Below are 14,486 nucleotides of genomic sequence, written 5' to 3'. Positions count from 1 at the left end.
ACTGCCGACGGGTGTATGCTGAATGACGGGTATACGGCGGTAACGGTTAAGCTACGTCAAACTCGTCGTCAGAGTAATCCTCGTCATAGTCAGACTGATTACTGGCTGAACTATGCAGGGTATAGAATTGTTTGCGGTTGCGCGCCAGCTTGATGTATTTCAACCAGGCTTTTTCCAGCAGGCTGTTGGCTTGTTGTTCACCTTTCAGCACCGCGATGAAACGTTGCTCTTCGGCGTTTTCCGGGCTCAGTTCACCAGACTCCAAGCCAGCCAGAGTTTTGCCATAGGCGCTCAGCACATCGGCTTCGGGAATACTAAAGTCACCCGACTTACGGAAACCGTAAGGAAAGTGTTGGCGGTCAATAAATTGCTTAGCAGGTACACGTATATCTGTCGTCTTCATGATACGAATTCTCTTGGTTGAGTAATTTCGTGCACTTTTAATTTATAAATCTGCAAATGAAAAACAAAAAATTTTTACCTTCACAATAAAAAAAATTGTTTCACAAAACTGCCATCTTTCGATTCATAAAATGAGTGATAAAAACCAGTCATGGTAAGGGCTTTGCAGCCTCTGACAGCGCTGGGATGAGGCCCCGTAAGCAGTACTTTGTTAGCGAGTGAAAATGTAAATTGGTTAAAAAATGCTCAGAAATAAAGTTTATCGTGACGATAAAAACTATTCATTTCCTATTTTTTAACAGCGAGGAATAATAAATGGGTTAGTGTTCAACCAACCCAGAGAAGACAATGAGCAAAGACTATCGTTACCAGCGGGAAGAATGGGACTCGGTAGATGACGAAGATGGTGGCGATTACCGCAAAGACCATAAACGTCAGCAATCTATGAAAGACAAGAAGAAGGCGATGCACCGACGCGATAAACAGCGGCGCGCTCAGCACGATAGCTTCGAGTGAACGCCAAATAAAACGGGCCGCCCGGCACGTTTTATTTTACTTTACTGAAAACTTGTGCCAGCTTATGCGTATGGACGAGAGTCATAGTACGTATAAGCATGGACATTCGTTTTCTGACCACATTTGTAGAAGTAGTTAAAACACGTCATTTCGGCAAAGCAGCCGAGAATCTTTATTTAACCCAATCGGCAGTCAGCGCCAGAATTAAGCAGCTGGAAGAATACTTCCACACGACTTTATTTGTGCGCCACCGTAATAGTATCCAGCTCACGCCAGCCGGCGAGCGGCTGTTGCCTTATGCCGAGCAGCTTAGTGCTACCTTGTTACAAGCTAAACAAGAGTTACAGCGCGAAGCTGGTGAGTATCTGGTATGCGGTGCCGGCCAGTTAAACAATGAGATCTGGATGCCTGAATTGCTCCGCCAAATCCACGGAGCGTTTCCCGAGTGGGCAATCAAAGCCGAGGTATTGCCATCTGAGCAAATTTCCCGGCAGTTGCATGACCGCAGCATCGATATTGCTTTTTCCAGTGAACCGCTTAAGTCGGAAGAATTTACCGGGCAACTATTGAAGGCTATGCCTTTGGGCTTGTTCAGTATAAATCAGGCCGAAGTGGACACCGGACCGGAGCAGTTTGTGTCGATAGACTGGGGCAGTAAGGCCCGTGATGAGCTCCTGACCCGTTTTACTGAATACCGGGATGCCAAGTTTACTACCAACTCCCTGCGTCTGGCCCTTGCGACATTGCAGCAAGAGGGCGGTGTAGCGGTGTTACCGGTTGGCCTGGACTGGTCACAGTGGGGGCTGGAAAATGTGCGTTGTATTGATCATTTCACGCATGCCCAGTGTAAACTGTATATGTATTACATGAAGTCTGTCAGACGAGCCATTGTGCCTGATGTAGTGAGTGTGGTGAGTCAACACTTTACTCAGGACGTATAATAACAGAGCAACATGCTCAGCCTGAATTGAAACAAAGAGAATTATAATGTTGAAAGACGACGAATTTATTAGCCAGAACCCTGAACAACGCCTGGCCAGCTTTTTTGCAACGGTAAAAGAGCAGGGCGAATTGTTTATCCTCAATGATGATGATGGTTGCGTAATGCTGACCTCAGATGATGAGGAAGGCGTCCCGGTGTGGCCAACGGCCAGCCTGGCGAGTATGTGGGCCGATCAGGAGTGGGCTCACTGTGAACCCAAAGCGATTAGTCTCGATGTCTGGCTGTCACGCTGGACTTCAGGTTTGTCCAAAGACTTTCTCAACGTCATTATTGCCCCCATGCCAGCCGAGGAAAGTGAGCTTATGGCCCCGGAAGATTTTGCCGATAAGCTCGCCTGAGCTGAACCATAATCCGCAATAAACGTAATAATTTCCAGGGTGTGTTGGCTTTGCTGATTAAGGTCAATAACATCCTCGGTAAAGACCATCATAATCGCGTCTTTGTCATTGCATAAATGCTTGTCAGTAATGACGGCTATGGTGTGACAAACTAATTTCGTAAACCACAACCATCAGTTAGCAAATTGCTCAGGAGGAGACTATTTCAAGCTTTTCAACCTTAACACCCGGTGCAAATGATTTATGGTTTTTACCCCTGGGCGGAACGGGTGAGATTGGCATGAACCTCAATTTGTACGGCCATGACGGCCAATGGTTGATGGTGGATTGTGGGGTTACGTTTGATGAACCTCTGGTGGCGCCGTATCTCAACCAGAATACGGGCTCCAGGTATCATGTTGTGGCGCCGGATCCGGCGTTTATTGTGCAGCAGAGAGAGCAACTGGCTGGTTTGGTTATTACCCATGGTCATGAAGATCATGTAGGTGCGGTTGCGGCATTGTGGCCGCGCTTACGCTGCCCGGTTTTCGCGACGCCGTTTACGGCAGAAATTTTACATCGCAAACTGGGTCAGGTAGGCCTTGCTGGCAAGGTCCCTGTTCAAATAGTCAGCCCGGATGCCACCTTAACCGTTGGGCCATTTGTCTTATCCTGGCTGGCAATTACTCATTCGATCCCTGAGCCTCAGGCGCTGCTGATTAGCACCTCTGCAGGCACGGTCTTTCATACCGCAGATTGGAAGATTGACGCGCAGCCAGTTAGTGGCAAACCTTTCAACGCTAATCTCTACCGGCAATTGGGTGAAACAGAACTACTGGCTTTGGTTGGCGATTCTACCAATGCGTTAAAGCCCGGCTTCTCCATCTCCGAACGGATTTGCGCCGAGGGCCTGAATACTGTTATCAAACGCTGCACCGGCAGGGTGGTAGTGAGCTGCTTTGGCAGTAATATTGCCCGCCTGATGTCACTGGCACGTATTGCTCAGCAAACCGGGCGGTATATGGCCCTGTTAGGGCGATCGTTGGAAAACATGCACGGCGTTGCCAAAAAAACCGGTTACTGGCCCGATAATTTGGACGTATTGGAAAAGGCGCACATTGGCTACCTGCCCCCGGATGAGGTGCTGGTAGTTGCCACTGGTAGTCAGGGAGAGCCGCGCGCGGCGCTTAACAGAATGGCCATTGATGCTTCCCCTTATTTTGAACTGGAGGCCGGTGATACGGTGATTTTTTCAAGTATTGTTATTCCCGGCAACGAAAAAGCAGTGGAGCGCCTGCTTGAAAAGCTGCGCAAGAAGGGCGTTGAAGTCGTTTTATCCGAAGACAGCGATGTGCCCATACATGCCAGTGGGCACCCCTGTGTCGAGGAATTAAAGCTCATGTATCAGTGGACAAAACCGCAGATCGCCATCCCTGTACACGGTGAACCGGAGCACCTTGAAGCCCATGCCGCAGTGGCGCGTGAGATGGGCGTAAAGCGCACTTATGTGGGCCGTAATGGCGATTTATATCTGCTCGCACCGCAACCGGGTATCCGTCGTGCCAGGGTCAAAGCAGGCCGGCTTGCGATTGATCAGTCCTGAATAATTCTTTGCAACATGCCATTTGAGGCATGCCTGAATACATACAGGAATGAATACCTTATGGTGAGATTCCTGCCCCATCTCCTGCCCGCAAAATCGTAATTTTTCTGTCTAAAAGTATAAAATTCGCGCTTAAGCTGTGTTTTATAGGGCTTACGCATACAATTTGTGGCGTTTCTATGCTATGAATAATAGGTCTGGTGTGGCTTTTACGCCCCGGACTGCATAGCTTCCATAATTCCATAAACAGATAATAATATCCCGGACAAACGGGGAAGGTTGAATATTTTAATGGTTAGTAGTTGGTTGTCCTCCACAATGTCTCGCTGTCTGCTGTTTTGCTGCTTGTTGCTCAGTATCCCGCAAGTTGCTCTGGCGGTTAGTCTCAACAGCGAACCGCTGGTAAGTAATCCACTGGGTACGGTGTTATCGACTCAGCAAGGACTCAAACAGGACAGCATTCAGGACCTGCTAATCGATAATGACAGTTTTTTGTGGATCGCTACCGAAGGCGGCCTGGACAGGTTTGATGGCCATCGCGTAGAGCATATTGCCGGTGAAGACGGATTGCTGGCGTCCACACCTATTCAAAACCTTTTTCTGGACAGTAAAAACCGTTTGTGGATCAGCACCTTCTACCGTGGCCTTTATCAGCTGGATTTGGCAACCAATAAGCTCCGCCTGGTGATGGAGCTGCCACAACTGGAAATTACCGAGTATAACCAAACGGCTGTGCAATTTATTGAAATGGCCAACAGCGACATGCTGGTATTGTTCGATCAATCGCTGGTCTTTTACGACACCAGCAATGACTCCCACGAAGTGTTATATCAGGTAAATCTGCAGGATAAAGACCGTGCGCCCTATTTCAGGGACATGTTGCTGGTTGATAACATGTTATTAATCGCATCTTCAGAGGGCTTGATGCTAGCTGACTATTCGGCGCAACAGCTTACTTTTAAAGATATTGAACACCGCGTAGATGAAGATTTTAATTTCGATAATGGCAATACTAAAAGGTTGTTGCTGGACGATGACGGCGCGCTGCTGGTAGGCACTGTTTCGGGCCTGTATAGCCTGCCCTGGGAGTCGTTAAAAAGGGCGCACCGGGGTGATGGTGTGGTGAAGGACAGTAAGCTGATTATCCGGGATCGAAACATCTGGGAGTTGAAAGCAAAAAACAATAATTTAGTGTGGATTGGTTCCGACATCGGTTTATTGCAATTAGAAAGGAATGACAGTGGTTGGCAAGCTTCTTACGTATTAGAGCCATCTACCGGTGATGTAGCCCTTTCTCGCTCTGACGTCCGCTCAATTGCGCTGACTTCTGATAACAATCTGTGGATTGGCTCCTATTTTAACGGAGCATTGTTCTGGTCGCCGAGCAGTTTCAATTTTAAAACCGTGCAAAATCAGGGCAACAAAAAGCCGCTTAGTGATAATGTGATTTGGTCAATTTTTGAAGACAGCGACCAGACATTATGGATAGGGTCAGATAATGGCCTCACGCACTACGACCCCGTCAGCGCAGACAGCCAGTTTTATTTGGTCGCGGATGGCATCCCGGACCCTTACAGTATTCATACCATCGGTAAAATCATGCCGGCAAGCGAACCGGGTAAATTATTACTTTCTACTTACAATGGTATGGTGCTTTTCGATAAGGCGAACGGCGATTACGAACGATTAAATTTTGGCCTCAGTTCAGAAGAGGCTGACTACGTGGCCGGGGCTTCTTTCGGGCCAGACGGCGAATTGTACTTTTATGCCAACCATTTATACCGCTACAACTTTGCGAGCGAGACGCTGACCAGACTGGATACCCTGGAGGACCAGATAGCACTCAATCAGGTAATGAACTTTATCGGGATTAACCCCCTTAATCCCGAAGAAATGTTGATGGCCATGTACGATGGCCTGTGGACCTTTAACGTTAATACCCAACAAGCCCGGCAATTGCACCGTTTACCTGATCGCCTGGTCAATACCGAATTATGGCCCGACGTCGTGAACCTGGACGGCCACGTATTGTGGGTGGGTTACCCTGGATACGGTCTGGTAGGCCTTGATGCTACTACCTATGAAGAACGTTATCATTTTGGTCGTGATGCGCTGGGCCAGGCGGTGGTATTATTTGATTTGCTGGAAGATGATGACGGCTATTTCTGGTTTAGCTCGCTCAATGGCATCCACCGTTTTTCGTCAACCGAACTTACCTTCACTCAGTATGAGTATGGCCGGGAACTCAGTATCGCCGAGTTTAACCAGGGTGCCAACGCCAAGTTACAAGATGGCCGCATGGTCTTTGGATCGCCAAAAGGCCTGGTGTTTTTTGAACCGCATAAATTAAATCAGCTCAAGCAATCTCAGTTATTATCGGATGAATCGCGGCAAATGGTGATCACTGGTATTCAGTTATCCTCCCGCGACCTGAATTTGCCTAAGCAAAACCTGGCTAATACCAACCTGAAACTGTCCCATGATGACTATGGTTTAACCATTGAGTTTTCTTCCTTGCTGTATCATCAGGACAGGGATGCGCAATACAGGTACGTGTTAAGCAAGGGTAAGCAAGTTCTTAGTGAAGATATTACCAAGGACACCCGGGTGATCCTGCCTTCGCTGGCAGCAGGTGATTACCGCTTTGAGGTGATGCCGGTGTCACAGGCCCGGGAGCAGACATTGTTGCCCGCCAGCCTGACCATTCACATGGCATATCCACCGTTTGGTTCGCCTCTGGCCTATACCCTTTATGCAATGGTGGTAGTAGGCTTACTGGGCGCTTATCTGGTCAGTCGTCACCTGCAGCTACTGCGCTTAAAACAGGCCCAGCAGCAGGTTAAGTTATTTGGTAATGCTTTTCGCCATACCAGTGACTGGGTGGTTATTTTTGATGAATCTCACTTGCCGGTAGCGGCTAATCCGGCTTTCGAAAAGACCTTCGGTATCAGTGATAAAGAACGGCTCGACCGTCAGCTTTATCGGGTATATCAGCAGGTACCCAAGTTGGAAGCACAGCTATCGGGCCACCTTAAACTGCTAAGCGATGATGCAGTCTGGAAAGGCGAGGAGCGTATTCAGACGCCCGATGGACGCCAGTATGATGTGCTTGTAGACATTAATCGTATGACAGGCGAAAAGGGCGGTGATGACACGCACTATCTGGTGGTAATTTCCAACATCACCGAACAGAAAAACGCCGAACGTAAGCTGGTGAAAATTGCCAATTTTGACAACCTCACCGGTCTGGTGAATCGCAGTTTGCTGCTGGATCGCCTGGAACATGCTATTGACTCCGCCGCGGCTCACGATCACACCGTTGCGGTATTGTTCGTTGACCTCGACCGCTTTAAAGGAATTAACGATTCTCTAGGCCATGATTATGGCGACAAGTTGCTTAGAGTGATTGCAAATCGCATGCTCAATCAGGCATCCAAGAGCGATACGGTAGCTCGCTTAGGCGGTGATGAGTTTGTTATCGTTATGGAAGAGGTTGAGAGCGAGTCGGCGGTATCAAGTTTCGTGTCGCAGCTCATAGAGTCTATTGAAACCCCCATTTCACTGGGTAAAGAAGTCCTGCGGGTGTCCTGTTCAGTGGGGATTTCATTTTTCCCTGATGATGCGACCGACCCGGCAGAACTGCTTAAACAGGCCGATGTGGCCATGTATACCGCTAAGAAGAATACGCTGAGTGCGTTTATTTATTACACCAAGGAAATGAACGAACGGGCAATTGAGCGCCTGGCACTGGAAAACCGGGTGAAGTCGGCTTACGAAGAAAACGTATTTGAAAACTACTATCAGCCCATCGTGAATCTGACTACCGGTAAAACCGAAGGGGTTGAGCTGCTATTGCGTTGTCATTTTAACAACGAGTGGATCTCGCCAGCCGCATTTATCCCGGTGCTGGAGGAGCTTCGTCATATTATTGAACTAACCCGCAAAGCAACTGACACTGCCATTAATGATTTACAGCAGTGGTATGCAGAAGGTTACACCGGGTACGTATCCATCAACCTGTCGGCACTGCACTTTAAAACCCATTTTGATCTGGACTACATCGAGGAGCGCTTAACCGAGGCGGGTCTGCCTCGTACAGCCTTACGTTTTGAAATTACCGAAGGGGTGCTGATCGATAAATCAGACGAAGTGCTGCTTGAGCTGAAACGCATCCGCGATGCCGGCTTCAAGCTGGCACTGGACGACTTTGGTACGGGTTATTCGTCGTTGAGTTATCTGCGCCGCTTCCCGCTGGATGTGTTAAAAATTGATAAAAGCTTTATCGATGACGTTAAGGAAAGTGTGGAAGAAAACGCGCTAGTGCAAACAACGATTAATCTGTCTTTAAGTTTAAAAATGGACTGTATCGCCGAAGGTATTGAGCACACTGAACAGGTGCAGTACCTGCTTAATCACGGCTGTTATCGAATGCAGGGATATTTCTTCTCACGGCCGGTGAATGCCGATGATATCAGGCCATGCCTGTGTAAAACCTGGTCGTTGCCAGAATAATCATTCAGATCAAAAAAAGCCCGGTCAATTTGTATAGACCGGGCTTCTTTTATTGCTTAGCTGTTAGGCGGTTTTAATATTCAATGGAATAGGCAGGTTACGGAACCGTTGGCCTGTCGCGGCAAACAGCGCATTGGCCAGCGCAGGCGCTGCAGGTGGTGTCGGCGGCTCACCCACGCCACCCGGCAGGGCTTCGGTTTCGATGATTTCCACGTCAATACTCACCGGGGTTTGCGGCATGCGCGCAACCAGGTAGTCGTGGAAATTGCTCTGCGTGATTTCACCATTAAGTGCAGTAATCTGGCCAATAGCACAGCTGATACCGTAAATCAGACCGCCTTCACACTGCGCCTTAACATGGTCAGGGTTAACCACGGTGCCGGCATCAATAGCGATGTAGGCTTTAGGAATGGTCCATTCACCACGACTGTTAACCTTCACCTCAATAACGGCTGCTGAATAACTTAAAAATGACCGGTGCGCGGCCAGACCCAGATATCGGCCTTGTTGTTCACGCTTATCCCAGTCTGCCATGGCAGTCACTTTATTAATGACATTTTTCAGTCTGGCAGTATCCACCGGGTAGTCGTTGAGGTCATCGCCATAGTTGCCATATTTGGCGTTACTGGCGGCAAAATCCACATGCCGGTCTTTACCAATCAGTTGCAGCAGGAAGTCCTTGTGGTCCACTTCGGTTTGGTGGGCCAGCTCTGCCACAAATGACTCTTTGGCAAACGCGTGGTAGACATTAGCTACACTGCGCATCCAGCCGATACGCACATGAGCATTCGCTTCACCGCGCTCCAGTTGCAGATTAGGGACATCAAACGGTGTATCCAGATGACCTAAATCCAGTTCGCCGTCGCTGGGCTTATTGGCTGCCGGATTGAAGGTTGATGAAATCGGCGGGAAGACCGTTTTGTGGTACCAGCCGGTAACGTTGTTATTGTCATCCAGCGTTGCACTTAAGCGCTGGCCACTGACTGAATGATAATAACCATGTTTTATGTCGTCTTCACGACGCCACACCACCTTCACCGGACGACCGGCTTGTTTGGCCAGCAGGGCAGCCTCAACCGCAAAGTCCGGCTTCGCTTTTCGGCCAAATCCACCACCGAGTAAGGTAACGTTAATGGTGACGTTTTCCACCGGGATTTTTAAGGCCCCGGCAACTTGCTGACGAGCAGTTTGTGGTGATTGCACACAAGCCCATATTTCAGCGCTATCGTCGGTTACTACAGCGGTTGCGGCCGGCGGCTCCATTGGGGCCTGCGCCAGGTGCGGCGCATAATAACTGGCATCCACTACTTTAGCGGCGTCGGCCGTGGCCTGTTCAAAATCACCCAGCTTACGCATCACTTCGCCAGGTTTGGCTGCGTTATCTAACAACGCCTGCTGGTAGTCTTCGGAGTTGTAGCTGACATGATCGCTGGTTTGCCATTCGGTTTTCAGTGCGTTACAGGCCTGCCAGGCCAGCCAAGTATTGGTGGCCAGTACCGCAATACCACCCAAAGGATTAAACAGCGCCGGGGCAGAGGCCGCTGGCATGTCGATAACATCGACCACACCGGCCATTTTTTTCACTTCAGCCTGATTTGAGGATTTTACGCTGCTGAATAATACCGGCGGGCGTTGGATAACCGCGTAAAGCATGTTGTCCATGACCACGTCCTGACCATACACGGCGGTGCCGGTGGTCATGCCGGTTAGATCAACGCTGGGCACTGCCTTACCAATTTGCGTCCACTTATCGCGGGATTTCAGCTTTAAATCACTCGGCTTGGGAACCGGTAACTTAGCCGCTACGGCCACCACATCGGCAAAAGGCACTTTACGGCCGGTGGGTTTATGCACGACAAAATGCGCCTGGGTCTCACATTCATAGGGATCGACCTGCCAGCCTTTGGCGGCAGCCGTACACAGCATCAGGGCAGCGGTGGCGCCGGCTTCGCGTAAACGCTGGAAGTTGCGTCGAACACTGCGGGAACCATCAGTGTTCTGATCGCCATACTTAGCATCGCCGGTAGCTTGCTTAATGGTTACGTGTTGCCAGTCGGCACCAAGTTCTTCCATCATTATTTGCGGAATACTGGTACGCACCTGTTGACCCATCTCTGAGCGGTGGCAGGTAATTTCAACTTTACCGTCATCGGCAAAACTAATGAAAACATTGGGGGCAAAACTATCTTGCTCCGGCGCATTGGCAAACATTGCCTGTGGGCGGGTACCTGGTAACAGGGCCAGACCAAGAGTAAAGCCTGAGGCAGTAACGCTGCGTTTCAGAAACGTGCGGCGGGATTGGGAAACGGTTGAATCACTCATTTGGTCACCTTCACAGCGATTGACTCCGCCGCCGATTTAACCGCAGCGCGAATACGTGGATAGGTACCACAGCGGCAGATATTGCCCGACATGTGGGATTCGATTTGTTCGTCAGTCACTGGTTGTTGTTTGTCGACCAGTGAGGCCGCCTGCATCATCTGACCACTCTGACAGTAACCACATTGCGGCACGTTATGTTCACGCCAGGCTTGTTGCACCGGGTGCGAGCCATCTTCTGAAAGGCCCTCGATTGTGGTGACGGCTTTGTCACCAATCGCTGCCATGGGAAGCTGGCAGGAACGGGTCGGCTCGCCGTCAAGGTGTACCGTGCAGGCACCGCAAAGGGCCATACCACAGGAATACTTGGTACCGGTCATCTTCAGTTCATCACGGATGAACCAAAGCAACGGCATACTGGGATCCCCCTGGTAGTCAAACTCCTGTTGATTAATAGTGACTTTCATAACGTTCCTCTTTTTATCCCAGACGATAGTTTCGTTAAGTGGGATTAGATCAACATGTTCACGTTGATGATTCAATAAAAACGGGTTAAACGGCGGTACACCACGACTAATTTCGCCCGATTAAAACAACTGTTTTAACCCATTTAACCACAATTCGTTAGCTTTATTGCCCTTGTTTTTGTAAAGTCTTTGTTAAGTATTCTACAAATAATAATAACCAATAGATATAAAAGGTGGAAACGACAATGTCAGATGCGTCTGCAGACCACACAACTTCTCAAGTAATGTCGCCTCTCGAATGCTTTTATTACCGTGAACAACATAGCCCGGATCATCTTTGCCTGGTGCAACCGGTAGAGGGGAGCTATCACACCTATTCCTGGGCAGAGGTTGCATCTCAGGTGCGCAAACTCGCCTGGCGCCTCAGCAATATGGGTCTGGATAAGGGCAGTCGGATTGCCATTTTGTCAAAAAACTGTGCCGAATGGCTGATGGCTGATTTGGCGATCATGCTGGCCGGGCATGTGTCTGTGCCAATTTTTGCCACCGCTGGTGAAGATACTATTCGTTACGTACTCCGGCATGCCGATGTGAAAGTCGTTTTTGTTGGCAAACTGGATGACGGCCCTAAGCAGGCGACGGCCATAGATGATGAAATTACCACGGTTTCCTTTCCTTATCCGGGCGTGAAAACCACTTATAGCTGGGCAGAGTTCAGCCACTGTGACAGTTTTACCGACAGTCCGACTCCGGCCGCTGATGAGCTAATGACAATTATCTATACATCGGGCAGTACCGGCAGTCCTAAAGGTGTTATGCATTCTTATAGCGCCATGGCCTGGGCGGGCGCCCAGGCGAAAACCGATCTGTCACTGGGAGAGGATGACCGGCTGCTCAGTTATTTACCGCTGGCGCACATTACCGAACGGGTATTGATTGAAATGGCGGCGTTACAATCGGGCATGACGCTCTATTTTATCGAGTCACTGGATACCTTCCAGCGTGATGTACAGGAATGTCAGCCTACCTTATTTGTTTCAGTACCGCGCTTATGGACTAAGTTTCAGCACGGTATTCTGCATAAACTGTCACAAACCAAACTCAATATTCTGCTGCGCATACCGGTAGTGAATGGCGTGATTAAAAACAAAATTCGCAATGGTCTGGGATTATCTCAAACCAAGTTGTGCGCTAGCGGATCTGCGCCGTTACCGCCGGTGATCACTGCCTGGTTTGAAAAGCTGGGCATCGAAATTTGTGAAGGGTGGGGCATGACAGAAAATGCCGCACTGGGCACGGCGTGTCTGCCATTTCGCAAGGATAAAATTGGTTGTATAGGCCGCCCCTGGGGAGGCGTATCGCTGAAGCTGTCTGAACAGCAGGAGTTATTGAGTAAGTCGCCGGGCAACATGATGGGCTATTACCTCGACCCGGAGCGAACGGCCGAAGCCTTTACCGGTGACGGCTATTTGCGTACCGGAGATAAGGCTATCGCCGATGGTGATGGTTACTATTCTATTACCGGTCGTATAAAAGACATCTTTAAAACCGCTAAAGGTAAGTACGTCACACCGGCGCCCATTGAAGCCAAACTAATGGAAAACAGTGTCATTGAGCAGGTTTGTGTAACGGGGGCGAGTTTACCTCAGCCCATTGCGTTACTGGTGTTATCCGAAGAAGCCCAGGAACAGTCAAAAAATCAGATTACAGCTTCCCTGCAACAAACGTTGAATAAAATTAACGGCGGGCTGGAGAGCCATCAGCGTCTTGATCACCTGGTGGTGATGGCCGAGCCCTGGACTATTGAAAATGATCTGCTGACACCAACGCTTAAGGTAAAGCGTCATGTACTTGAGGAACGCTTTCCAGAAGTGATCCATCAGGCCTATAATGACAAAGTCGTCTGGCAACATGATTCAAACTAAGAACTAAGGAGATATTATGAAACGTAGCAAGGGATTGTTATTAGGCTGCATGTTGATGGGCTTTTCGGCCGGCGCTCTGGCCGACCTCGCGGCGTTAAATGACGCCGCCAAAAAGCTTTGCAATAAAAGTAAGGTTTGCCTGCAGCAGGAAATGGCCGCCGAGGACGATTTACCACCAGGTATGGCAGCCATGCTCGATAACATGATGGGTGAGTTGTGCAAGCAGTACATGTCTATCGCAACGGTGGGCGAAAATCACGAAATCATTGAGCCGGCAACGGCATGCCTGAATTCCATAGCAGATAAAAGCTGTGATGAGCTGTTAAACGGTGAGGAAACAACAGCCGCCTGCCAGCGCTATGAACGCGTGGCAGAAAACTACCGCCAGTACTAAAGTGGGAGTGTACCCTATCCGCTGCTACGGATAGGGTGCAGTTATTCAGGAAGGGTAACGCTGTTGTAAGCCCTGATAAACCTCATCGGCATAGTCAGGGTTGTTAATATCCAGTGCGTCCAGCACATCTACCAGATGCTCATTGTCTTCGCGACCCTGCCAGGTTTTTTGATAGGTACCGGCTTTGTAACCATTATCCTGACGGAAAAAGTTCAGCACGTTTTTACCGACATACTGACGGTAGAGTTCGTCACCGGACATCTCGCACTGTTCAACAATATGCATAAACAATGGCACGCTGAATCGTTTAGCGGCACACAGACCCGCCATTAATTCCAGATTATCCAGTAATGCCTGCTTCTCGATGGCATAGTCTTTACCGTCAAAGGTCACCATGGGCTCGGCTTGCTGAGCCAGTTGTGCCGCCAGCGCATGAGCCGTTGCCTCAACATCGCCATTATAATCAATAATGCTGGCCGACAGGGCAAAGTGCCAGATATCCACCAGTTCCATTTGCAGTTGTGGCAGGTCTTTGTGCTGCGCTTTCCACCATTTCCAGCCGTGGTGTTCGATTGCCTCTACCGACTCCACCATCGCGGCGCGTAAATAACCATATCCGGCGGTTAACCATTGTGGGTTTACTTTGCAGTTCATTTTGTTCTGCAGCGACAACATGGTGTTTAATTGTTGTTGAGTAAGCATAAATTACCTAATTTTGGGGTTGCTGACGGAGCGGCAATGCGCAGCGGGAGGCATGGCTTGCAGTCCTGATTCATGGGCGGCTAGTTTACCACGGTGGAATAGCGGGATGAACGCTGGTGTAGGCAAAATCATTAATTTGGGAAGCAGAGGTGCAATGCAGATGCACTTTTAATGAGCGCGTGCACCAATATGAGGAAGCATTAGAATTTATACGATTTGCGCTATTTTTGTAAGTTGTTGATTTTTAATATTTTAAATGTTGGCATTTATTCTGCAATGCCAAGGTTGTTAACTGCGCTGGATTCTGGCGCTAACTTTGGCCGGTG

11 protein-coding genes are annotated in these 14,486 nt (G+C 49.2%); 7 read left to right on the top strand and 4 right to left on the bottom strand.

Annotated features, from left to right (window positions below; all coding sequences use genetic code 11):
- Positions 1-46 precede the first annotated feature (46 nt).
- Complete coding sequence (locus D9T21_RS00390; protein WP_123323221.1) at positions 47-403, bottom strand: MaoP family protein; 357 nt, start codon at positions 401-403, stop codon at positions 47-49.
- Between the two features lie 347 nt (positions 404-750).
- Here D9T21_RS00390 and D9T21_RS22655 point away from each other — a divergent pair, with 347 nt between their 5' ends.
- The 5 genes from D9T21_RS22655 (at position 751) to D9T21_RS00370 (ending at position 8,353) form a co-directional block, all read left to right on the top strand.
- Positions 751-918, top strand: a complete 168-nt coding sequence (locus D9T21_RS22655; RefSeq protein ID WP_164464524.1) for a hypothetical protein — start codon at positions 751-753, stop codon at positions 916-918.
- Between the two features lie 98 nt (positions 919-1,016).
- Entirely contained in the window at positions 1,017-1,859 is an 843-nt protein-coding gene (locus tag D9T21_RS00385) for a LysR family transcriptional regulator (RefSeq protein WP_123323220.1), read from the top strand.
- 46 nt (positions 1,860-1,905) lie between these two features.
- A complete protein-coding gene (locus D9T21_RS00380) occupies positions 1,906-2,259 on the top strand; it encodes a DUF2750 domain-containing protein (RefSeq protein WP_105934145.1) in 354 nt (117 codons plus the stop codon).
- A gap of 280 nt (positions 2,260-2,539) precedes the next feature.
- On the top strand, positions 2,540-3,841 hold the full coding sequence (locus D9T21_RS00375) for a ribonuclease J (protein ID WP_123323219.1): 1,302 nt from the start codon (positions 2,540-2,542) through the stop codon (positions 3,839-3,841).
- Positions 3,842-4,159: 318 nt separating this feature from the next.
- Positions 4,160-8,353, top strand: a complete 4,194-nt coding sequence (locus D9T21_RS00370) for an EAL domain-containing protein (RefSeq protein ID WP_164464523.1) — start codon at positions 4,160-4,162, stop codon at positions 8,351-8,353.
- 63 nt (positions 8,354-8,416) lie between these two features.
- Here the strand turns inward: D9T21_RS00370 and D9T21_RS00365 are convergent, their stop codons facing one another.
- Positions 8,417-10,675, bottom strand: a complete 2,259-nt coding sequence (locus D9T21_RS00365; protein WP_123323217.1) for a xanthine dehydrogenase family protein molybdopterin-binding subunit — start codon at positions 10,673-10,675, stop codon at positions 8,417-8,419.
- Positions 10,672-11,139 carry a (2Fe-2S)-binding protein gene (locus tag D9T21_RS00360; RefSeq protein ID WP_123323216.1) on the bottom strand — a complete coding sequence of 156 codons (468 nt, stop codon included), beginning with the start codon at positions 11,137-11,139 and terminating at the stop codon, positions 10,672-10,674. Before D9T21_RS00360 ends, D9T21_RS00365 begins: the two co-directional genes overlap by 4 nt.
- 245 nt (positions 11,140-11,384) lie before the next feature.
- Between D9T21_RS00360 and D9T21_RS00355 the strand changes: the two genes are divergently transcribed.
- Positions 11,385-13,064: an AMP-binding protein gene (locus D9T21_RS00355; protein WP_123323215.1), complete on the top strand. Its 1,680-nt coding sequence runs from the start codon at positions 11,385-11,387 to the stop codon at positions 13,062-13,064.
- A 16-nt stretch (positions 13,065-13,080) separates the two neighbouring features.
- Positions 13,081-13,458 (top strand): hypothetical protein, encoded by a 378-nt coding sequence (locus D9T21_RS00350; protein ID WP_123323214.1) that lies wholly within the window; start codon positions 13,081-13,083, stop codon positions 13,456-13,458.
- 45 nt (positions 13,459-13,503) lie between these two features.
- Here D9T21_RS00350 and D9T21_RS00345 read toward each other — a convergent pair whose 3' ends face one another.
- A complete protein-coding gene (locus tag D9T21_RS00345; protein WP_123323213.1) occupies positions 13,504-14,160 on the bottom strand; it encodes a dUTP diphosphatase in 657 nt (218 codons plus the stop codon).
- Positions 14,161-14,486 lie beyond the last annotated feature (326 nt).

Source organism: Marisediminitalea oceani (genome assembly GCF_003731635.1).
Taxonomy (GTDB): domain Bacteria; phylum Pseudomonadota; class Gammaproteobacteria; order Enterobacterales; family Alteromonadaceae; genus Alteromonas; species Alteromonas oceani.
This window is presented reverse-complemented; position numbering and strand designations above follow the sequence as displayed.